The organism is Streptomyces sp. ISL-10 (assembly GCF_018614575.1).
GTDB lineage: Bacteria > Actinomycetota > Actinomycetes > Streptomycetales > Streptomycetaceae > Streptomyces.
The window spans coordinates 313,677-335,353 of sequence record NZ_JAGGOJ010000003.1 but is presented as its reverse complement, the minus strand read 5'-3'; the positions used below and the strand labels follow the sequence as shown (position 1 = coordinate 335,353).

The following is a 21,677-nucleotide window of genomic DNA, read 5'->3' as shown; positions in this document are numbered from 1 at the left end:
CCGGCATGCCGGTGACCGACGAAGCCGTGGAGATGCGCGCCGCGCTGCTGCGGCTGCGGCGTGCCACCGGGCTGCCGGTGGCCTTCGGCGGTCTGCTGCACGACGCGCGGCAGCTGCGTATCGCCGAGCTGAACGGCGCGGCGACCAGTGCGCTGCGTGGCCTGGCCATCTGCCCCGGCAACGGCCTCGGCGGCAAGTCCATGGCCCTGTCGCGGCCATGCGCGGTGACCGACTACCCGGCTGCCCGGCACATCAGCCACGAGTACGACGCGGCGGTGGCGGCGGAGGGCCTGCGCTCGGTGGTCGCGGTGCCCGTGGTCGTACGGCGCAAGGTGCGGGGCCTGCTGTACGGGGCGCTGCGCCACCCGCTGGTGCTGGGCGACCGCGTCCTCGACGCGGCGGTGGCGGCCGCGCGGGACGTGGAGCAGGCACTGGCCGTACGGGACGAGGTGCAGCGGCTGCTGGCCGAAGCCCGCCCGCCGGTCGGGGAGCACCGGCCCGGGGCATGGGAGTCGGTACGCGAGGCACACGGCGCGCTGCGAGCCCTGGCTCCGCGGATCGCGGACCCGGCGCTGCGGGACGAACTGCTGGACGCCTGCGGCCGGCTCGCCACAGCCGCGGGGCCGGACGCGTCGCGCGCCGGCGGGGTGTCGCTCGCCCCACGGGAGGTGGACGTGCTCAGCTGCGTGGCGGCGGGGGCGACGAACGCGGCGGCGGCGGAGCGGCTGGGGCTCAGACCGGAGACGGTGAAGGCGTATCTGCGCTCGGCGATGCGGAAGCTGGGCGCGCACAGAAGGGGCGAGGCGGTGGCGGCGGCCCGCCGGAACGGCCTGCTGCCGTGACGTCCGGCTGAGGCACGTCGGGCTCCGGACGCGCGGTCACCGTGAGCACCCGGGGCCGGGCGGAGGCCGGGCACGTGAGCGCCGTGAGCGCCGTGAGCGCCGAGGAGTGCGGGCAGGTGAGCGCCGAGGGGACGCGGACACCGTTAGCGCCGAGGAGGGCGCGCCCTGCCCGCTCTCAACCGTCCTCCCCCACCACCTCCCCGAACCGCACGTCGTGCGCGGCCGCCGGGAACATGACCGTGAGCAACGCGGCGGCCTCCTCAGCCACTTCGGTGCGCTGCGCCCGGGTCAGCGGGGCGAACGGCTGAACGGACAGCGTCGTGGTGTCCTTGGTCTCCTCCAGCCGCCAGACGCCGGCCAGGAAGCCGTCCACGAGAACGGTGCAGTGGGCCTGATTCCCCTTCCAGGTACGCGTCCGGTACTCCAGGGGCACGACCCGGCTCCGGTCCGCGTGGGACAGCAGCAGGTTGTCGAACTCCGGCAGGAAACGGGGCGGCGCCGGGGTGTCCGCGTCGGGCCGGGGCGCTTCCGGCAGGTCGAACAGCTCGGTGCCGTGCTCGTCCTGGAAGACGAGGAGCCCGGGGCGCAGCCGGTCGAACGCCTCGCGTGTGCGGGTCAGTCCGGACCAGGTCTGGAAGTCCTTGACCGAGGCGGGCCCGAAGGCCGCGAGGTAGCGCAGCACGGTGTCGTCGGGTGCCGGTGCAGGCTCCGGCTCCCTGCCGAACCAGTGCTCCGCGGTGGTAAGCGCGACCTGGCCGCTCCTTCCCCACAGGCCGCGCGGAGTGACCTGCACCAGGGGCAGGGTGCAGCGGGCCGCGACCGCGAGGGCGAAGGCGTCGGCGTCCGGCCAGTGCACGAGCAGCGCCTCCCTCAGGTCCTTCATCGTCCGCGGCCGCTCCTCCACGAGCTCGCGCGCCACGGCCGCGAGCCGCCCGAGGTCCACGCCCGCGAGCCCGGTCCTGAACTGCCCCAGCTCGCGGTCCCGCGCGGCCTGCACCAGAGGCCGCAAGGCCATGCAGTCGTCCGCGGTGTGCGTGTGGATGGTGGACCGCATCGTCACCATGCGGGCGACCCGGCGGTCGGCCATGGCCGTCGACAGCTCCTCGGGGTCGAAGTCCGCGAGCCGCGCGGCGAGCGCGTAGTAGGGCGGCTTCACGTTCTGCGCCTGGAGTCCTACGAGATGCCGTACGGCGTCGCCGGCCGACATCGCGGAACGGGGTGCGCGTCGCAGCAGCAGTTGGCGCTCCAGCGTGGCGCGGTTGAGCGCGCGGGTGCCGAGCCGGGGATACGTCGTCTTCGTCGCCATGCTCGTACGCTAACGAGCCTTGCGGACAGTTTCTGTCCTCGATGGTCCTCGTGGAGCGTCACCCGGTCGGGCCATCCGGTGCGGATATCCTGCACCGGGCCAGGCCCCGCAGCCGGCAGGGCCGTACGACGAGGCGGGAGGCGAGATCCGCGATGCCACGTTCCCCCAGGAGGCACCACTGGCGCCGCCGTCCCGCGCCGCCCGCCGAGCCGCGTCCTGCGGATACCGCACCGGGGTCCGAGCCGCCCGCGGCCCCTCCCGTCCGCGACGAGCACGGCAGCGTGGTGCAGGCGGTGCTGTACCGCGACGGACGCCGGGTGGCGGCCCCCGAGTCGCTGGCGGAGGCGTTCCACCAGCTGCGCCGGTACCCGGGCGGCATGGCGTGGATCGGCCTGCATCGCCCGAGCGAGGCGGAACTGCATTCGCTGGCGGCCGAGTTCGACCTCCACGAACTCGCTGTCGAGGACGCACTCGAAGCCCATCAGCGGCCCAAGCTGGAGCGCTACGGTGACACGCTCTTCGTCGTGCTGCGCGCGGCCCGCTATCTCGACGCCCAGGAGGAGGTCGACTTCGGCGAACTGCACGTCTTCGTCGGCAAGGACTTCCTGATCACGGTCCGCCACGGCGCCGCGCCCGATCTGTCAGCGGTGCGCCACCGCATGGAGGAGACACCGGAGCTCCTCGCGCTGGGCCCCGAGGCGGTGCTCTACGCGATCCTGGACGCGGTGGTCGACGGCTACGCCCCGGTCGTCTCCGGAGTCCAGAACGACATCGACGAGATCGAGACCGAGGTCTTCGGCGGCGACCCGGCGGTCTCGCGCCGCATCTACGAACTGGCCCGCGAGATGGTCGAGTTCCAGCGCGCCACCCGGCCCCTCGTCGCGATGCTGCACGCGCTGATGGCGGGCTTCGCGAAGTACGGCACGCAGGAGGAGCTCCAGCGCCATCTGCGCGATGTCGCCGACCACGTCACGCACACCAGCGAACGCGTGGACGGCTTCCGCCAGGCGCTCGCCGACATCCTCACGGTGAACGCGACGCTCGTGACCCAGCAGCAGAACGCGGAGATGCGGGCGCTGGCGGAGGCGGGCTTCGAACAGAACGAGGAGATCAAGAAGATCTCCTCATGGGCCGCCATCCTGTTTGCTCCGACGCTGGTCGGAACGATCTACGGGATGAACTTCGACAACATGCCGGAGCTGCACTGGGCGGGCGGGTATCCGTTCGCGATCCTGCTGATGGCGGTGGTGTGCACGAGCTTGTACGTGATCTTCAAGAAGCGGGACTGGCTGTAGGTGATGAGCTCATCCCCCTGGGGAGAATCTGGGCAGAATGTGCCGCGAGTCGCAACGACAAGGCGCTCCCCACTGGCCGCGGTTCCGCGTGGGAAACGACCCGCTGCGACTCCAGCCGCTACGCGGCGTAACGGCAGACCGAGTGGCACCGCTTGCGGCCGTGCCACGCGGGCGCGAATGAAGACGAGACACACGGCCCTACGCCGCCACGGCGCCTTCGGGGGCCGGACCAAGGAGCGCGTCGATGGCGGCGCGGCCCTTGCCGCCGGCCTCGGGCATGAAGTGGGCGTAGTGGTCAAGCGTGATTGTCGGGCTCTGGAACCAATCAAGCAGGGCGTGAATGCCTGGAGGGGCGGCAGCTTTCCGGCGGAGCGGAGAGCTGCCAGGACCGAGTTGACCGCCTCGGAGGAGTGGTCTCGCCCGTCGCGCGGCGGTGGTAGTTGACGCCGCCGGGGTTTTCCATGTTGACCTCGATCACGTAGGGGTAGGCCAGGTCGACGCCCACGTAGAAGATTCCGTGGTCCATCATGCGCTTGCCGAGGCGGGCGATGAACGCGCGCTCGTCGTCGGTGAGTTCCAGGGGAGCGTACTGGGCGCCCACGGTCGCGTCGGCGCGGTTGTCGTTGTCGCGGTGGAAACGGAGGAAGCCGGAGACGGGGGTGTCGCCCGCGACGATGACGCGCTTCTCGTTGGTGCGGACGTTGGGGATGTACTCCTGGACCGCCGCGTGCCGCTTGGCCATGCCGATGATTTCGCGGCCGTAACTCACGTAGCGGGAGGTCACGTTGCCGGTGGCAGAGGCGAGGAGGGCCGAGTCCGGGGGCATCGCGAACGGGCGGCGGTGCCAGTCCATGACCGACCATGGCAGGGAGAGGTCTCCGAGGTCGTCGATCACCTTCGGTTCGAGACCGGCGGCGGGCATGACGGAGGCATGCTTGCGGTAGACGCTGTCCATGTAGCGGTGGCCCGTGTCGGCCGCGATGAAGAGGTACTGGCGGTGCGGGTGGAGCCGTGCCTCCCATGCGGCGGCCAGATAGGTGCAGCCCGACGACATCCTGGCGAACACCCCGTGCTCGCGGTACAGCGCGACGGTTGCGGAGATCGCCTGCTCGTGCGCGATCCAGTGGACCCGGTCGTACAGGGCGTGCCGCACATGCCGGAACGGAACGGGGCTGCCGATGCCCGAGATACTCGCCACCGGGTCCCCGACCGGGTCGCTGGCGAAGGTGACGCTCTCGAAGGGCTGTACGCCGATGAGTTCGGTGTCGCCCCGCAGGTCGCGCAGGTAGGTGGTGAGCGCCCCGGTGAAGGCCCCCGACCCCACCCCGCCGACGAGCGTCAGCGGGCCGTCGCCGAACTGCTGGTGGATGAGCCGGGCGCAGTCGCGGTAGCCCAGGTAGTGGTAGTCCTCGTGGTACTGCTGCATCCAGTGGATGCCGTCCCGCTCCGCGAGGAGCTGGTGGACGCGCGCCAGACGCACCTCCAGGTCCATTTTGTCGACCAGCGGCCGGGCGGGATGGCCACCTGGTCCACCACCGCCCCGAGCAGTTCGAGCTGGACCACGACCGACGGGTCGACCTTGGTGGAGCAGACGATGTGGCACTTCATGCCGTGCTTGTGGCAGGCCAGGGCCAGCGAGGCGGCGTAGGTACCGCTGGACGAGTCCATCAGGGTGTCACCGGGCCGGACGCGGCCGGTGCGGAGCAGGTGCTCGACAGCCGCCAGCGCCGAGTACACCTTCATGGTCTCGAACCGTGCGACGACGAGGTTGCCTTCGAGCCGGACCAGGTCCGGCAGCTTCACCGCGTCGGCGATGTGGTCAAAACATGCCTTCATCGCATCGACGGTCGGAGTCAGTGGCCGCGCGGTGTGTACATGATCACCGCCATTCCGGCGAGGCAGATCAGGGCGCCGGCGACGTCGAAGCGGTCGGGTCGGTAGCCGTCCGCCACCATCCCCCAGGCGATCGATCCGGCGACGAAAACGCCGCCGTACGCGGCGAGGACCCGCCCGAAGTGTGCGTCGGGCTGGAGCGTGGCGAAGAATCCGTACAGGCCGAGCGCGATCACACCCGCTCCGGCCCAGATCCACCCCCGGTGTTCCCGCACGCCCTGCCACACCAGCCAGGCACCGCCGATCTCGAAGATTGCCGCGACGGCGAACAGGGCGATGGAGCGGGCGACGAGCACGGGAGTACGTCCTTGGGTCGTGGGGCGGCCCGATGACCTCTGGGCGGGCGCGGGGGTCACCATGGGCCGTTCGGCCGAAATGGTAGCCACATGGCGCCGAGGCGACCGGCTCCCGACCCCCCTCCTCCGGCACCCGGCACCCGACAGCGGAATGGCGATGGTGGTGAGCGCTCCGCTCCGGCTCGCGGTGCGGGAGGTCAGCCCGCCGTCACCAGCCGGTCGACGAGCGCGTGCCAGCCCGCCTCCAGGCGGTCGAGCGGCAGGCCACGCTCCACCAGAAGGTGGTGGACCAGGGCGGTGTCGAGGTAACCGAGCAGCGTATGCGCGATCAGCTCGACATCGCCCGGCGTGCCGGCCTGGCGCAGCAGCACCGAGACATGCGTGAGGCGCAGACGCGCCGCCGGCACGCTGTAGGGGCGGACCGGGTCCGTCCGGGCGGCCAGGATGAGGCCGTGATGGTCGCGTTCGTGGCGCAGCACGGCCGGCCCGAAGGCATGCAGCCGCTCCTCGGCGGGTGCGCCGGGGCCGAGCGGCGGCGGGCCGGAGAGGAAGGCGGCCTGGAGCTGCTGCTCACGGTGGTCGAGCAGTGCCAGGAACAGACCGGCCCGGTCGCCGAACCGCCGGAAGACGGTTCCCTTGCCGACGCCGGCCGCGGACGCCAGCGCCTCCATGGTCAGGTTCGCGGCCCCGCACTCGGCGACCAGCCCGGAGGCGGCCTCCAGGAGCCGGGTGCGGTTGCGCGCCGCGTCGGCCCGCAGCGCCGGCCGTTCGCCGGACCCGCCGAGGCCCGGGTCCGCGGCGCCGGGCACACGGTCGGGCTCGGGGTTCAGGAGGGGCAGGGGCGGGAGGGGGCCGGTCATGGATCCAGCGTAGCCCGGGATTCCGAGAAAGTGGACCGCGGTCCGGATAGGTGGTACAACTTTAACCGGACCGAGGTCCGGTTCCCTGCCCATCTGCCCAGGAGCTCTCCATGTCCGTTCGCATCCTCGCCCTTGTCGGCAGCCTCCGCACCGGCTCGCACAACAGGCAGCTCGCCGAGGCCGCCGTCAAGCACGCCCCCGAGGGCGTCGACGTCGAGCTCTTCGAGGGGCTCGCGGACGTGCCCTTCTACAACGAGGACATCGACGTCGAGGGCGCCGTACCGGCCGCCGCCGCAGTCCTGCGCGAGGCCGCCGGCCGCGCCGACGCGCTCCTGCTGTTCTCGCCCGAGTACAACGGCACCATGCCGGCCGTGCTGAAGAACGCGATCGACTGGCTGTCCCGCCCCTACGGCGCCGGGGCCATCTCCGGCAAGACCGTCGCCGTCGTCGGCACTGCCTTCGGCCAGTACGGCGGCGTCTGGGCGCAGGACGAGGCCCGCAAGGCGGCCGGCATCGCCGGCGGCGCGGTGCTTGAGGACGTCAAGCTGTCCATCCCCGGCTCCGCGACGCGCTTCGCCTCGACGCACCCGGCCGACGACGCCGAGGTGGTGGCCTCCCTGACCGAGGTCATCGAGCAGGTGAGCGCCCAGGCGGCTCCCGCGGCTGCCTGATTCACCGGGCCCGGCCCGGCCCGGCGCGGTGCGGCACGATCGCCGCGCCGCGCCGGGCCGTCGCCGCATCCGGCGCGTGAGGCGACGTCCCCGTCCGGCCGCCCGGGACGAGGTCCCCCGGCGCCGGCGCGCCCGGCCCCACGCCGGCGCCCCTGGCCCGAGGGCCGCGCGAGCGCGCACAGGAGCACGCCGGCCGGGGCACAGTGGGCTCCGTCAATCCACGCCCACCGCCGCGCAGCCGCCGCTTTCACCGGACGGCGGCGGCGTGGCTCCGACGAGGGGCAGGGTCGAGACGGCGGAAAGTCCGGGCCCTGGAGACGGCCCGCCGCATGGGCATCACGGTGGCGATCAACCTCGTCGTCGACCCCGCCTGGGGCGCGGACCGCTTCCGACTCATCCGTGAATCGCCCTCTCCGTACCGGAGATCGTGCACCTCACCGTGGTGACGCCGTATCCGGGCACGGAGATCTGGCACACCGAGGCCCGCAAGCTCACCACCCGCGACTACCGGCTCTTCGACATCCAGCACGCCGTCGTCCCGACCGGACTCCCACTGGAGGAGTTCCACCGGGAGCTGGTCCGCACGCGGGCCGGCCTCAACCGCAAGCACCTGGGCCTGCGCGACGCCATCGCGGCCATGGGCGTGGTGGGCCGCAACCCGGCCCGCGAGCAGACCGACTTCGCCCGCACGCTGGGGAAGTTCGGCAGCGTGTACAACGTGCGGCGCCGGCCGGCGGGCCGCCACCGGCCCCTCCGGTACGAGCTGCCGCCGCCCGAGCGCCGCGCCACGCCGCCGGGGCGGCAGGACCTGTTCATCCACCCCAAGGGCGCTGTCGCGTCCCCACGTGCTCACCGGTCCCGAGCCGGAGATTCGCCAGGAGCGGCTTGTGGTGAACAACTCCAGGTCGGCGGCGTACCGGGGGGACCTGCGATTCAGCGGGTCGTGACCGGCGCCCGCCGGAAACCTGATGAAGTCCCCTGTCGCAGATTCTCGGCCAAGTGGCCTCCCCCCTAACGTCATTCGCATACTCGGCGGTCAAACAATTGATCGTTTCGGTGTGCCAGCTGGGGGAAATCACATGGCTCCGCCATCCGAACTCCTGGACCTCAAGAAAGACACCGGGGTCTGCGCGCGAATTCTGGAACTCCTCGAAAGCGAGGGAGCACGTTTCCGGCTGCTGCACCACGCACCGGAGGGCCGTACGGATGTCGCCAGCCGGCTGCGCGGACATCCGCTGAACCAGGCGGCCAAATGCATCGTCGTCCGCGTCAAGATCACCAAGCGGAGCAGCCGGTACGTCCTCGCCGTCGTCCCCGGCGACCGCCTGGTGGACCTGGAGGGGATACGGCTGCTCTACGGCGGCAGGGACGCCTCCTTCGCCCAGCGCGACACCGCCGAAGAGCTGGCGGGCGCCGTGTGCGGCTCGATCACGCCGTTCTCGTTCCACCCCGACCTGGAAGCGGTGGTGGATCCGGAACTGCTGCGGCAGAAGGAGATCTTCTTCAACGCAGCACGCCTCGACCTTTCCGTCGCACTGCATTCCGAGGACTTCGTCTCCATCACCCGGCCGCGCACCGCCGCAATCGCCATGAGCGCTGCCGACGCACTTCGCTGATCTGTTCCGATCTTCGCTGAACTGGAGTGGGAAGAATGACAATTCTGGACACCACGACGACTGCCTCCGTCAAGCCGGCCGCCGTACGGCCGCCGCATGCGTGGGGGAATGAACCGGGCGCATTTCTGAAAGCGCTCAACTCGCCGTGGTACAAGCTCATAGCCGACCTTCAGGACCTCATCCATTCCACCACCGCCGAGTATGCGGCGTCGCGCGGGCTCAAGGCGCTCTACCTGCCGCTGACGGTCCGCACGATCACATGCCCGACGGGTCTCGGCAGCGACTCCGAGCCCGTGCCGGTCACGGTGAACGGCGTCGACACCTACCTGCCGGACTCCAACCAGTTCATGCTCGAGTACGGCATGCGTCTCGCCCCCGGCGGCTGCTACAACATCATGCCGTCGTTCCGCGGCGAGGAGCCCGACACGACGCACCTGAACCAGTACAGCCACAGCGAGGCGGAGATCCCGGGCGGCATCGACGACCTGATCGACTACGTCGAGGGCTACGTCAAGGCACTCGCCGGAGCCGCCCTGGAGACGTACGGGGACCGCATCGCGCAGGCGGCCGGCGACACCTCGCACCTCAGCCGCATGGCCGAGCACCAGGGGCACTTCCCCCGGATCACCTTCGAGGAGGCCGTGTCGCTCCTCGAGGGCGAGGACGGCTGCGTCCGTGACGAGGGCAGCTGGCGCACCCTGACCCGCCGGGGCGAGCACAAGCTGATGGAGATGGTCAACGAGTTCATGTGGGTCACCCACTTCGACCACCTCTCGGTGCCCTTCTACCAGGCGTTCGGTGACGAGGAGCAGCTCACCGCGGCCAATGCGGACCTCTTCTTCGGCATGGGCGAGGTCGTCGGCTCCGGCGAGCGCCACGCCGACGCGGAGCAGATCCGCAAGGCGCTGGCGATGCACCAGGTGCCCGAGCGCGACTACGCCTGGTACGCCGAGATGAAGCAGGAACTCCCCATGCGCACGTCCGGCTTCGGCATGGGCCTGGAGCGGTTCCTGATGTGGGTCCTCAACCACGACGACATCCGGGACGTCCCCCTGGTGTCGCGGGTGAACGAGGACAAGAAGTGGCCCGAGAGCGTGCACCGCCCGTGATCGCCGCTTCCACCGTGTGAACAGCGGGGCCCGCAGTGCGCCGACGGCCGCGGGCCCCGTCCGCACGCATACCGAGGACCATGCCATGGGCGTCTATCTGAACCGCAACTTCCTTCTGTCCTACGTCGCGTCGTTCATCTCGCTGTTCGGCTCGAAGCTGCTGATGATCTCGTACGTGGCGTTCGTCTACGGCGAGACGGGCAGCGCCACCCTCGCGTCGGCCGTCTTCGCCGCCGACTGGATCGCGAACCTGTTCGTCGGTCTGCTCGCCACCCGGTACATCGACCGTGCCGACGCCCGCAGACTCCTCGTGGCGCTCAACGTGGTGGCCGCCGCCGTCACGCTGCTGTTCCTGGCCGCGCTCTCGCCCCGGATGTTCCCGCTCGCCGTCGGTGTCGTCTTCGCCCGTGCGCTGCTCAACAGCGCGGTGAACGCGGCCCGGGTCAAGGCGCTGGTGCAGTTCTTCGACGAGGAGCAGACCGACACGTACTCGACGGTCTTCAACTCCAGCCTGTTCCTGGCCATCGCCGCGGCCGGCGCGGTGGGCAGCTTCGTCCTCAGTTTCGTCGACCTGGGCACGGTCGTGCTCCTGGACGTGGCGACGTTCCTGCTGTCGGCGGTGCTGTTCGCCCTGGTGCGGCCCAACCGGCAGCGCATCGCGGCCACCCGGCGGGAGAGTGCGGGGGTGAAGGAGAACGTGGTCGCCAACCTGCGCTCGGCTGCCGTCGTCATCGCCCGCAGCCCGGTCATCTCGTCCGCCGTCTTCTACATCGTTCTCGCGGTCACCGCGCTCCAGGCGACGTACGAGGTGCTGATCACGGCGGTGCCGGAACTCTGGTTCGGCATGGGCAGTTCGGGCATGGCGGTGTTCTTCACCGCCGAGTGGCTCGCCGTGTTCGCGGGTGTCTTCGTGTACCAGTATCTGAGCCGGCGGGGGAAGGTGCCGGAGCGTCTGCAGGGGCGTCTCACCGTGGCCCTGATCGGCTTCGCGACCCTCATGTACGCGGTGCTTCCGCTGGCGCAGGGCAGCCTCGGGCCCGCGCTCGCGGTGTTCGTGCTGCTGGTGTTCGCCGGTGAGGTCGTCTGGGCCCACCAGTACAAAAGGCTCATCTCCCACTCCCCCGACTCCCGGGTGTCCTCGGTCGTCGGACTCCTTACGGCGGTGTACTACAGCCTGATGGCGGTGTCCGGCTTCGCCTTCTCGCGCGGCATGGACACCATTGGCGTCGAATGGTCCATCGGCATCGACGTGGCCGTGATCGCGGTCCTCGTCGTGGGCTGGGAGTACGCCGCCCTGCGCCGCAGGCGGCGCCCCGCCCCCGGCTCTGCGGAGCCGCTCGTCTCCCGTCCGGCGACCGCGGTACCCGCGCGTCCGCTCGTATCGGTGTCCCCGGCCGAGGGGCGCCCCATGAAGGAGGAAACGGCATGACCGCCGCCGATCCGGCCCGCGCGCACGCCGCGCCGCACACCGCCGTGTTCATCGGTACCCGAGGGCTCGAGGCGTTCGACCCCGCGCTGTTCGAGGACCGGGCGGCCGTACGGCTCGTCGGGGTCTTCACCACGCTCGACGCCGTCCACCTCACCGACCTCTGGCGCGGCTGGTTCGACGAGGTGCATGTCGTACCGACGCTGGAGCCGGACCCGTCCCCTCTCAACACCGCGCAGATCGACGTGGACGCGGGCACGGAGGTCGTCGCCGCCCTGCTGCGGAGCACGAGCCGGGACCGGCTGACCGTGCACACGTATCTGGAGCAGAACGTGCTGGGTGCTGCGCAGATCCGGCAGCGCCTGGGGCTCGCGGGGCCCTGTCCGGCCGAGGTGATTCCCTTCCTCGACAAGCTGGAGATGAAGCAGCGGGTGGCGGCCGCCGGTGTGCGTGCCCCGGCGTTCGGCGCGTGGGACCCGGAGCGCCACCGGGCGGGCGCGCGCGCCCACTTCGAGCACATCACCGGCCGGGTGGGGCTGCCGTTCGTCCTCAAGCCGACCGACTCCGCCGGATCCATCGGCGTCGTGACCGTCGAGAGCTACGACGACTTCGCCGCGCTGCCCGTGGACGGCGATCTGGGACGGGCGTACGAGTACGAGGAGTTCATCGACGGCCGCGTCTACAGCGTCAACATCATCTCGGCGGCGGGCAGGACGGTCTTCGGCGGGGTCACGGAGTATCTGGTGAACTCGGCGGACGTCGCGGGCGGCCGGGTCAACGCCGACATCAACCTCCTCGACGACGACCCGCGCGTGGCACGCATGGTCGCCTTCGCCGGCGAGGCGCTGGACGCGCTGGGCAGGCCGGACGGCGCCTCGCACCTGGAGCTGTTCCTCACCGGGGACGACGAGTTGGTCTTCCTTGAGGTCGGTGCGCGTTTCAAGGGCCTGTCCGGCCTGGCCGCGATGCAGCGCCACTACGGCCAGGCCCTGGTGAACGTCGCGTTCGGCATCGAGAGCGGCGTCCCGAGCCGTCCGTGGCAGGGCGAGCAGGTGTACTGCTTCGACGCCTGCATGCCGCTGCGCGCGGGAGTGGTCGCCGACCGGCTGGAGCCGAAGATCGACAGCTCGTACGAGATGCGGTGGACGGTGCGGCCCGGCGACCGGGTCGAGGGGACGTCGGACCTGGTGACGGTGGGCGGCACGTTCCTGGTGTGGAACCGGGACTTCGAGGCGCTGTACCGGGACTTCCGTCTGCTGGCGGAGTACCAGCCGTTCACCTACGCGTAGGCGGACCCACGGGCCCGTGGGGGGACTTCCGGGCCCGTGGGGGATCATGCCTGGGCGATCAGCCGGTCGACGATGGCGGCGCCCGAGGTGTACCCGGCGTCCATGGCGCTGGCCGCCGGGACGCCGGTGCGGCCCCTGCCGTCGGCCGGGGCGAGACCCTCGGCGGCGACGGGCTGCTGCGCGAGGGTGAGCGGAGCGGCCTGCGCGAGCATCGGCCGCACCGGCTCCGGCGGGGGCGGGGGCGCCTGGACCGGCGTCTGCCGCCCATAAAGCACCTGCTCCATCGCCGACACGAGCCGCTGCACATCGGGCTCGGGGCGCACCACCAGGCGCACGAACCGGCTGGAGCTGCCGATCTTGTTGCCGCATTCGCGGATCAGCACGCCGTGTTCGGCGAGCAGCCGGTCCCGCAGGACCGAACCGTCCGCGCCTTCCGGCAGGCGCACGTAGACGAAGTTGCCCTGGGACGGGTAGACGGTCATTCCGGGCACCTGGGAGAGCCGCCAGATCATCTCCTCGCGGTCGCGGCCCACCTGGCGCAGGCTCTGCGCGTACTCGTGACGGTGTTCGGCCAGCATGAAGACGACGGTCTCCGCGAAGGAGTTGAGGTTCCACTTCGGCAGCGCGTCTCGTATCCGCCTGGCGAGACCGGGATGGGCGACCAGGTAGCCGAAGCGCACTCCGTGCAGGCCGAAGTTCTTGCCGAGGCTGCGCAGCACGATGACGTTGGTCCGCAGAACGGCCTCGGCAGCGACGCTCGTCTCCTGGCCCGCGTCGGCGAATTCGAGGAAGGACTCGTCGACCACGACCAGGTCGAGATCCTGCAACTGGTCCAGCAGGGACAGCACCTGCTGCTTGGTCAGCAGTCCGCCGTCGGGATTGTTCGGGTTGCAGATGACGGCGGCGCGCGAGCCCCTGGTCCGGATGAACTGCACGAAGGAGGAGGGATCGAGGGCGAATCCGCGGGCCTCGGGCAGGAGCAGCATGTCGACCCGTTTGCCGGTCTCCATGGGCTGGTCGGTCCACCGTCCGAAGGTCGGTACGGGCACGGCGAGGGACTCGCGCACCAGCAGGTGGTCGATCCAGGTGATCAGTTCGGTGGAGCCGTTGCCCATGGCGACGGTCTGCGGGTTGAGACCGAGCAGCCGGCAGAGCTCGGCGGTGATGGTGTCGGCGCTGCTCGGGTAGTAGGTGAGGATCTCCCGCAGGCGTCTGCCGAGTTCGTCGAACATGGCGGGCGTGGGGAAGTACGGGTTGCAGGGGATGCAGAAGTCGGTGATCTCCCCGGTACCGCCGCCCGCCCGGTCCAGGGAGAAGTACGAAGGGCTGTGCGCGGTGGACGCGCGGAACAGCGCGGTGACGTTGCCGGCGGCCAAGACGTGCCTCCCCTGCCTGTGGGCGGCCGGGCGGATCCGCCCGGCCGCCCACAGGTACGCAACGGATCCGCCCGGTGTTCAACCACGCGCCGGTGCGCCCGGCCGGAGGCGTACCGCGGTCAGCAGGCGGCTCTCTGCGGGTCCGGGCAGCCGGCGGGCCGGGGCACAGGGCCGCGCCTGCCGGGCGTCCGGCGTCCGTGCAGCAGCAGGTAGAAGCGATCGACGGACTCCGAAGCGCCGTGCTCGAACCGCTTGACCACCTTGCCCAACGGGTTCCAGACCCGGCCGTCGGGCATACGGATGCCGACGGGCTGGCCGAACAGCTCGCGCTGGCCCGCGTCGAGGTCGACCCAGCGCGCGCCGGCGCGGCGGACGATCACCTCGCCGACGTAGGCGCCGAGGCCTTGCAGGAAGCGGTCGACACCTGGGCGGTCAGTTCCGCCGCGTCTGAGTCCGTCGACGACGAAGTCCACGAGTCTGAGGCTCGACACGGTGTAGTCGAGCGGCAGTCTGCTGCGCTCGCGCATCTCGGCAACGAAGCCTGCGGCGTGCTCCTGCATGCCGTCTGCGTCCGGAAGTTGTTCTGCATGCCCTTCGAACGGCATCCGATTCCTCCCACCCATGGCCATGAACAGCTCGTCTGCCCCAGCGGAATCGGTGGGCAGAGCATCACGGCCGGTGTCGGGTGTCTGTTCTCACAGAACTCCGGGGGCCAGGTGTACAACCATCACCACCGTTCGGGCGTCTGGGGCGCTCCGCAACACCCGACGAACGGTCGGCATGTTCAGTCCTTGGGCAGCTGCCGGGGATGCTGGTCCCTCGCCTTGCCGGGGGGCGTGGCGGGTGCGTTGGCGGCGGATGGATCGAACGGCTTCGGAGCGCCGCCGACCGCTTCCCCCTCCGCGCCGGACTCAGCCGGCAGCCGTGCGCAGTAGTCCGCGACGGCCTGCGGGCCGCCCAACGCCTCCTCCAGCCGCTTGCGCATCGCGCCGGCCCGGGCGGCGTCGCGCCGCTTCGCGTCGTCGTACGCGCGGCAGTGCGCCGCCTCGTCCTTCGCGGCCGGCGGGCGCTCGCCCGCGGGGGCTCCGGTCGTCCCCTCGGTGGGCGTGGCGGAGTCCCGGACGGCGTCCGGGTTGTCCTCGCCCGTACCGGACGAGGCGCCCGGGCCCGGCGGCCGGGGCGGCCGGTCGGTGAACGGTGCTGCGCCGGCCGCCATCGCCACTCCGCCGAGCATCACCCCGGCCACGGCCGCGCCGATACCCGCCTTGATTCCGCGTGCACGGGCCTTCGGCCGGGTGACGGGACGCCAGTCGTCCTCGGGCCGGGTGGCCAGGCCGAGTGCGCCGTCGGCACGCGCGGCGCGGAACGCCGCGAGCGCCCGTTCGGCAGCCTCCGGCCCGACAGGCGCCGGGCGCGCGGCGGCCGCCAGCACCGCCTCCAGCGCCGGTGTCGTGGGCTGCCGCGGCTCGGCTCCGGAGCCGATGGCGTCTCCAGATCGCTTTTCGGTCATCTCGCACCTCCCAGCGCATGGGGGGCCGAATCTGTCACACGACCCTGGCCCCGGAGCGGGGCGAGGTGCTTCTCCAGGCGTTTGAGACCGCGGTGGGCGGCGGAACGGACCGCGCCGGGCCGCTTGCCGAGCACCCGTGCGGCGGTGACTCCGTCGAGTCCGATGACCGTCCGGAGCAGCACGGCCTCGGCCTGCTGACGCGGAAGTCGGGCGATGAGGGCAAGAGCCTGCTGGGTGGAGACGGCTTCCAACGCCTCCTGCGCGGTGTCCTGACGGGCGGGCATCTCGGCGAGGTCGTGCTCGAGGCAGGTGGCGCGCGGGCGGCTCTTGAGCCGTCGCAGGTGGTCGATGGCCCGGTTGCGCGCGATGCTCGCCGTCCAGGCACGGAAGCCGGCGCCGTCACCACGGAAACGCCCTATGTCGCGGGCGATTTCAAGCCATGCGTCGGAGGCGACGTCCTCCGCGTCGTCGCCGACGAGTCCGCGAAGGAAGCCCAGGAGCGGGGGATGGACGATCCGGTAGGCCCTGGAGAAGGCGGTGTCGTCGCCCTGTTGCGCCCTCGCGACCGCGTCACCGAGCTCCGTGTCGTGTACGTGCGCCCGTCGATCGCCCCGCTCCTTGCCCACTCGTTCCTCTTCGCCGTGCGCCGCCCAGTCACGACATGCTCATGACATGAGCCGCGTGTGTGTCCCCCACACACATTTCTGCGCCGCGCCTCACAGAAACGTCACAGCCGGCGTCCGTGAGGTCGCCGGACGAAAAGCAGTCATGCCACCGACCCGATCCGGCCCGCGACGGCGTCGGGGCCGTCGTGGTGGATCGGCGTGTGTGCGCCGGTCAGGGAGACCCCACTGCCGCCGCGGCGGTTCGCCACGATCTCCGCGCCGATGGACAGGGCCGTCTCCTCCGGCGTGCGCGCACCGAGGTCGAGGCCGATCGGGGAACGCAGCCGGGCCAGTTCGAGTTCGGTGACGCCGACGTCCCGCAGCCGCCTGTTGCGGTCCTCGTGGGTGCGGCGCGAGCCCATGGCGCCGACGTACGCGACCGGCATCCGCAGCGCGCGTTCCAGCAGCGGCACGTCGAACTTGGCGTCGTGGGTGAGCACGCACAGCACGGTGCGTGCGTCCACCTCGGTACGCGCCAGGTACTCGTGCGGCCACGCGACGACCACCTCGTCCGCGTCCGGGAAGCGGGCGGGCGTCGCGAACACGGGCCGGGCGTCGCAGACGGTGACGTGGTAGCCGAGGAACTTGCCCACCCGTACGAGGGCGGAGGCGAAGTCGATGGCACCGAAGACGATCATTCGGGGGGCGGGCACGCTCGACTCGACCAGGAGGGTCAGGGGCCGGCCGCAGCGCGAGCCGTCCTCGCCGATGACGACGGTCCCCGTGCGGCCGGCGTCCAGCATGGCCGCGGCCTCGCCGGCGGCCGTGCGGTCCAGTTCCGGATGGCCGCCGAGGGAGCCGTCGAAGCCGCCGTCAAGATGCACGAGCAGTGCCCGTCCGGACAGTTCGGCGGGGCCGTCGGTGATCCGCGCGACCGCCGCCGCCTCCCCGCGGGCGGCGGTGGCCAGCGCGGCCACGAACACCTCCCTGCCGGGAGTGTCCGCAGTCAGGGGGGTGACGAGGATGTCGATGACGCCGCCGCAGGTCAGGCCCACGGCGAACGCGTCCTCGTCGCTGTATCCGAAGGTTTCCAGGACGCTTTCGCCGTCCTGGAGCGCCTGTTGACACAGCTCGTACACCGCGCCCTCCACACAGCCCCCGGAGACCGAGCCGATCGCCGTGCCCCCGCTGTCGACGGCGAGCGCGGCGCCGGGCAGGCGCGGTGCGCTGCCCCCGACGGCGACGACGGTCGCGACGGCGAACGAACGGCCCTGCTCGACCCACCGGTTCAGCTCTTCGGCGATGTCCAGCATGTCGGTCTCCTCTGGATGAAGGTGTGTGGAGGACGGCAAAGGTGCTACTTGACGCCCAGCCAGCCCTCGATCGAGTTGAGGGCGAAGTAGGCGAGGAACACGGCGGACAGGATCCACATCAGCCAGCCGACGTCGCGCGCCCGGCCCTGGACCGCCTTGATCAGGACGTGGGCGATGACACCGGCGGCGATGCCGGCGGTGATGGAGTACGTGAACGGCATCAGCACCGTGGTCAGGAAGACCGGGATGGCGGTGGCCGAGTCGTTCCAGTCGATGTGCTTGGCGTTGCTCATCATCATCGAGCCGATGACGACCAGCGCGGCCGCGGCGACCTGGGTCGGGATGAGCTGGGCGAGCGGGGTGAAGAACAGGCAGAGCGTGAACGCGAGACCGGTGACGACGCTGGCGAGGCCGGTGCGTGCGCCGTCGCCGACGCCCGCGGTGGACTCGACGAACACGGTCTGTCCGGACGCGCCCGTGAAGCCGCCGATCGCACCGCCGGCGCCGTCGATGGCCAGGGCCTTGTTGAGGCCGGGCATCTTGCCCGTGGAGTCGGCGAGGTTGGCCTGCTGGCCGATGCCGATGATGGTGCCCATGGCGTCGAAGAAGCCCGCCAGCACCAGGGTGAAGACGATGACGCCGACGGTGATGCCGCCGACGTCGGCCATGCCGTCGAAGGAGACGGAGCCGAAGAGGCCGAAGTCAGGGCTGGAAACGATGGAACCGGTGAGCTCGGGCGCGTTCAGTCCGCCCCAGGCGGCCTTGTCGAGGCCGGCGAACTGGTGGACGACGGCGGCGAACAGCGTGCCGCCGACGATGCCGATGAGGATCGCGCCGGGCACCTTGCGCACCTGGAGCAGGAAGATCAGCAGCACCGTGACGGAGAAGCAGAGCACGGGCCAGCCCGTGAGCATGTCGTGGGTGCCGAGCTGGATCGGCTTGGCACCGGCGATGCCGCCCTCACCGGGCATGGAGGTGACGAATCCGGCCTGGACCAGGCCGATGAGGCAGACGAACAGACCGATACCCATGGTGATGGCGTGCTTGAGCGCCAGAGGGATCGCGTTCATGATCAGTTCGCGCAGGCCGGTGACGACGAGCAGGACGATCACGGCGCCGTAGATGACGCACATCCCCATCGCGTTTTCCCAGGACATCTCGGGAGCGACCTGGAATGCCATCACGGCGGACACGCTGAGTCCGGCGGCGAGGGCCAGGGGCACATTGCCCATGAGGCCCATCACGATGGTGGTTGCGGCTGCGGCGAAGACGGTGGCGGTGGTCAACTGGTCACCGTCGAGCCGCGCGCCGTTCGCGTCGGGCACCGACAGGATCACCGGGTTGAGAAGGATGATGTACGCCATCGCCATGAAGGTGGTGATGCCGCCGCGCACCTCCCGCCCGATGGTCGACCCTCTCTTGGTTATGTGGAAGTACCGGTCGAGCCAGGACCGGTCGGCGGGCGAGCGCAGCGAGTTGGGGGCGCCCTCGGGCCGAAGGCCCTGGGGGAGCGTGCCTGCGTCGGCGTCGTCAGCGCCTCTCGGCTCAGTGGACTGCTGGGTCATGGTGCCTACTCCCAAGGTTCACAGGGGCACCCGCCGGAAGGATTTCGATGGCGGGATTTGGGAAGGTGCTTCGGCTGCACGACCCGGGGGACGGCCCGAGACGAACGTTCTCTGCGGGTTCTGCACGGTGGTGCTGGTGGTGCTGGGACCTGCGGTGACCGCGAGCGGTGCGGTACGGGGTTTCTCCGGGCGGCGTGGACAGGGCGCAAGTGATGTTGCTTGGAGCCATGGCACGCACCGCCCGGAGAAGAGTGGGGGGATGGGGGGAACCCACGGCCACTGGGCCGCAGGGGCAGATCAGGTACCGGTGAGGTGCTCGGGGCGTACCGGCGTCCTGTTCAGTTCGAGCCCGGTCGCGTTCCGGATCGCCGCGAGGACGGCCGGGGTGGACGACAGGGTCGGGGCCTCGCCGAGGCCGCGCAGCCCGTAGGGGGCGTGGTCGTCGGCGAGTTCGAGCACGTCGACGGGGATGGTCGGCGTGTCGAGGATCGTGGGGATGAGGTAGTCCGTGAAGGAGGGGTTGCGCACCTTCGCGGTCTTCGGGTCGACGACGATCTCCTCCATGACCGCGACGCCCAGGCCCTGGGTGGTGCCACCCTGGATCTGGCCGATGACGGACAGCGGGTTGAGTGCCTTGCCGACGTCCTGGGCGCAGGCCAGCTCGATGACCTTCACCAGGCCGAGCTCGGTGTCCACCTCGACGACCGCGCGGTGGGCGGCGAAGGAGTACTGCACGTGGCCGTTGCCCTGACCCGTACGCAGGTCGAACGCCTCCGTCGGGCGGTGGCGCCACTCGGCCTCGATCTCGACGGCCTCGTCCTCCAGCACGTCCGCCAGGTCGGCGAGGACCTCGCCGCCGTCGGTGACGACCTTGCCGCCTTCGAGCAGCAGCTCGGCGGTGGCCCAGGCCGGGTGGTAGGTGCCGAACTTGCGGCGGCCGATCTCCAGGACCTTCTCGCGGACCAGCTCGCAGGAGTTCTTCACCGCACCACCGGTGACATACGTCTGGCGGGAGGCGGAGGTGGAGCCGGCCGAGCCGACCTGGGTGTCCGCCGGGTTGATCGTCACCTGCGTGACGCCGAGTTCCGTGCGGGCGATCTGGGCGTGGACGGTGACACCGCCCTGGCCGACCTCCGCCATCGCGGTGTGGACGGTGGCGACGGCCTCGCCGCCCACCACCTCCATGCGCACCTTGGCTGTGGAGTAGTCGTCGAAGCCCTCGGAGAAGCCGACGTTCTTGATGCCGACCGCGTAGCCCACACCGCGGACGACGCCTTCACCGTGCGTGGTGTTGGACAGACCGCCGGGCAGCGCGCGGACGTCCGCGCCCTCGGTCGTCTCCCACTGGCGCTCCGGCGGCAGCGGACGGGCCTTGACCCGGCGCAGCAGTTCGGCGACGGGGGCCGGGGAGTCGACCGGCTGCCCGGTCGGCATGAGCGTGCCCTGTTCCATGGCGTTGAGCTGCCGGAACTCCACCGGGTCCAGGCCCAGCTCGGCCGCCAGCTTGTCCATCTGCGCCTCGTACGCGAAGCACGCCTGGACCGCGCCGAAGCCGCGCATGGCACCGCAGGGCGGGTTGTTGGTGTAGAGCGCGATGGCCTCGATGTCGACGTCGTCGATGACGTACGGGCCGACGGAGAGCGAGGAGGCGTTGCCGACGACGGCCGGGGAGGCGGAGGCGTAGGCGCCGCCGTCCAGCACGATCCGGCACTTCATGTGCGTGATCTTGCCGTCCCTGGTGGCCCCGTGCTCGTACCAGAGCTTCGCCGGGTGGCGGTGGACGTGGCCGAAGAAGGACTCGAACCGGTTGTAGACGATCTTGACCGGCTTGCCCGTGCGCAGCGCCAGCAGGCAGGCGTGGATCTGCATCGACAGGTCCTCGCGGCCGCCGAAGGCGCCGCCGACGCCCGAGAGCGTCATGCGGACCTTCTCCTCGGGCAGGCCGAGGACCGGGGCGATCTGCCGGAGGTCGGAGTGCAGCCACTGGGTGGCGACGTACAGGTCGACACCGCCGTCCTCGGCGGGCACGGCGAGACCGGACTCGGGGCCGAGGAAGGCCTGGTCCTGCATGCCGAAGGTGTACTCGCCGGAGACGATGACGTCGGCACGCCTGGCGGCCTCGTCGGCGTCGCCGCGGACGATCGGCTGGCGGTGCACGATGTTGGGGTGCGGGACGTGACCGGCGTGGTGGTCGTCGCGGCCCGGGTGCAGCAGCGGCGCGTCGGGGGCGGTCGCGGAGGCCTCGTCGGTGACGACGGGCAGCTCTTTGTACTCGACCTTGATCTTCGCGGCGGCGCGTCTCGCGGTCTCGGGGTGGTCGGCGGCGACCAGGGCCACGGGCTCGCCGTGGTGGCGTACCCGGCCGCCTGCGAGGACCGGGGTGTCCTGGATCTCCAGGCCGTAGTTCTTCACCTCGGTGGGCAGGTCGTCGTAGGTGAGGACGGCGTAGACGCCTGCCTGGGCGAGGGCCTCGGAGGTGTCGATGGAGACGATCTCGGCGTGCGCGACGGTGGAGCGCAGGATCTGGCCCCACAGCATGTCCTCGTGCCACATGTCGGAGGAGTAGGCGAACTCGCCGGTGACCTTGAGGGTGCCATCGGGGCGGAGCGTGGACTCGCCGATGCCGCCCTTGGTCTTCGAGCCCTGGGTGACCTTGGTGGGAGTGCCCGCGGGAACGGAAGCGACCCGGGTGTTCTGCGCCATGG

Annotated in this window: 19 protein-coding genes and 1 pseudogene; 8 read left to right on the top strand and 12 right to left on the bottom strand. The window is 70.9% G+C overall.

Annotated elements, in window-relative coordinates; genetic code table 11:
• The first annotated feature begins 5 nt into the window (after window positions 1-5).
• Window positions 6-842 carry a response regulator transcription factor gene (locus J7E88_RS02430; protein WP_215176675.1) on the top strand — a complete coding sequence of 279 codons (837 nt, stop codon included), beginning with the start codon at window positions 6-8 and terminating at the stop codon, window positions 840-842.
• A 175-nt stretch (window positions 843-1,017) separates the two neighbouring features.
• Here J7E88_RS02430 and J7E88_RS02425 read toward each other — a convergent pair whose 3' ends face one another.
• Window positions 1,018-2,148: a winged helix DNA-binding domain-containing protein gene (locus J7E88_RS02425; RefSeq protein ID WP_215176674.1), complete on the bottom strand. Its 1,131-nt coding sequence runs from the start codon at window positions 2,146-2,148 to the stop codon at window positions 1,018-1,020.
• 152 nt (window positions 2,149-2,300) lie between these two features.
• On the opposite strand from J7E88_RS02425, the gene J7E88_RS02420 reads away from it, so the two are divergent.
• On the top strand, window positions 2,301-3,443 hold the full coding sequence (locus J7E88_RS02420; RefSeq protein WP_215176673.1) for a magnesium and cobalt transport protein CorA: 1,143 nt from the start codon (window positions 2,301-2,303) through the stop codon (window positions 3,441-3,443).
• A gap of 325 nt (window positions 3,444-3,768) precedes the next feature.
• Here the strand turns inward: J7E88_RS02420 and J7E88_RS02415 are convergent, their stop codons facing one another.
• The 4 genes from J7E88_RS02415 to J7E88_RS02405 all read right to left on the bottom strand — a co-directional run bounded on the left by J7E88_RS02415 (window position 3,769) and on the right by J7E88_RS02405 (window position 6,492).
• Entirely contained in the window at window positions 3,769-4,869 is a 1,101-nt protein-coding gene (locus J7E88_RS02415) for a pyridoxal-phosphate dependent enzyme (protein ID WP_251022077.1), read from the bottom strand.
• Complete coding sequence (locus tag J7E88_RS35455) at window positions 4,782-5,279, bottom strand: pyridoxal-phosphate dependent enzyme (protein WP_251022008.1); 498 nt, start codon at window positions 5,277-5,279, stop codon at window positions 4,782-4,784. Before J7E88_RS35455 ends, J7E88_RS02415 begins: the two co-directional genes overlap by 88 nt.
• 17 nt (window positions 5,280-5,296) lie before the next feature.
• Entirely contained in the window at window positions 5,297-5,632 is a 336-nt protein-coding gene (locus tag J7E88_RS02410; RefSeq protein ID WP_215176670.1) for a YnfA family protein, read from the bottom strand.
• A 197-nt stretch (window positions 5,633-5,829) separates the two neighbouring features.
• Window positions 5,830-6,492, bottom strand: coding sequence for a TetR/AcrR family transcriptional regulator (locus J7E88_RS02405; RefSeq protein ID WP_215176668.1), 663 nt, complete (start codon window positions 6,490-6,492; stop codon window positions 5,830-5,832).
• Between the two features lie 110 nt (window positions 6,493-6,602).
• Between J7E88_RS02405 and J7E88_RS02400 the strand changes: the two genes are divergently transcribed.
• From J7E88_RS02400 to J7E88_RS02375, 6 genes and pseudogenes are all read left to right on the top strand, one after another.
• Complete coding sequence (locus J7E88_RS02400) at window positions 6,603-7,163, top strand: NAD(P)H-dependent oxidoreductase (RefSeq protein WP_215176667.1); 561 nt, start codon at window positions 6,603-6,605, stop codon at window positions 7,161-7,163.
• 305 nt (window positions 7,164-7,468) lie between these two features.
• Window positions 7,469-8,178: pseudogene (locus tag J7E88_RS02395) on the top strand (hypothetical protein); the annotation flags it as partial.
• Between the two features lie 64 nt (window positions 8,179-8,242).
• On the top strand, window positions 8,243-8,779 hold the full coding sequence (locus tag J7E88_RS02390) for a YbaK/EbsC family protein (protein WP_215176666.1): 537 nt from the start codon (window positions 8,243-8,245) through the stop codon (window positions 8,777-8,779).
• A gap of 35 nt (window positions 8,780-8,814) precedes the next feature.
• Complete coding sequence (locus tag J7E88_RS02385) at window positions 8,815-9,888, top strand: amino acid--tRNA ligase-related protein (RefSeq protein WP_215176665.1); 1,074 nt, start codon at window positions 8,815-8,817, stop codon at window positions 9,886-9,888.
• 85 nt (window positions 9,889-9,973) lie between these two features.
• The gene (locus J7E88_RS02380; protein ID WP_215176664.1) at window positions 9,974-11,317 is read left to right on the top strand and encodes an MFS transporter; all 1,344 of its coding nucleotides are present in this window, start codon (window positions 9,974-9,976) and stop codon (window positions 11,315-11,317) included.
• The gene (locus J7E88_RS02375) at window positions 11,314-12,603 is read left to right on the top strand and encodes an acetyl-CoA carboxylase biotin carboxylase subunit family protein (protein ID WP_215176663.1); all 1,290 of its coding nucleotides are present in this window, start codon (window positions 11,314-11,316) and stop codon (window positions 12,601-12,603) included. Before J7E88_RS02380 ends, J7E88_RS02375 begins: the two co-directional genes overlap by 4 nt.
• Window positions 12,604-12,647: 44 nt before the next feature.
• Here the strand turns inward: J7E88_RS02375 and J7E88_RS02370 are convergent, their stop codons facing one another.
• From J7E88_RS02370 to pucD, 7 genes are all read right to left on the bottom strand, one after another.
• On the bottom strand, window positions 12,648-13,979 hold the full coding sequence (locus J7E88_RS02370) for a histidinol-phosphate transaminase (RefSeq protein ID WP_251022007.1): 1,332 nt from the start codon (window positions 13,977-13,979) through the stop codon (window positions 12,648-12,650).
• A 119-nt stretch (window positions 13,980-14,098) separates the two neighbouring features.
• Window positions 14,099-14,584, bottom strand: a complete 486-nt coding sequence (locus tag J7E88_RS02365) for a hypothetical protein (RefSeq protein WP_251022006.1) — start codon at window positions 14,582-14,584, stop codon at window positions 14,099-14,101.
• 179 nt (window positions 14,585-14,763) lie between these two features.
• Complete coding sequence (locus J7E88_RS02360; protein WP_215176662.1) at window positions 14,764-15,489, bottom strand: hypothetical protein; 726 nt, start codon at window positions 15,487-15,489, stop codon at window positions 14,764-14,766.
• Window positions 15,486-16,115 carry an RNA polymerase sigma factor gene (locus J7E88_RS02355; protein WP_215176660.1) on the bottom strand — a complete coding sequence of 210 codons (630 nt, stop codon included), beginning with the start codon at window positions 16,113-16,115 and terminating at the stop codon, window positions 15,486-15,488. The genes J7E88_RS02360 and J7E88_RS02355 overlap by 4 nt, the downstream gene beginning before the upstream one ends.
• A gap of 140 nt (window positions 16,116-16,255) precedes the next feature.
• Window positions 16,256-17,407, bottom strand: a complete 1,152-nt coding sequence (locus J7E88_RS02350; protein WP_215176658.1) for an XdhC/CoxI family protein — start codon at window positions 17,405-17,407, stop codon at window positions 16,256-16,258.
• A gap of 44 nt (window positions 17,408-17,451) precedes the next feature.
• The gene (locus J7E88_RS02345) at window positions 17,452-18,972 is read right to left on the bottom strand and encodes an NCS2 family permease (RefSeq protein ID WP_215176656.1); all 1,521 of its coding nucleotides are present in this window, start codon (window positions 18,970-18,972) and stop codon (window positions 17,452-17,454) included.
• Window positions 18,973-19,269: 297 nt separating this feature from the next.
• Entirely contained in the window at window positions 19,270-21,675 is a 2,406-nt protein-coding gene (gene pucD / locus J7E88_RS02340; RefSeq protein WP_215176654.1) for a xanthine dehydrogenase subunit D, read from the bottom strand.
• Window positions 21,676-21,677 lie beyond the last annotated feature (2 nt).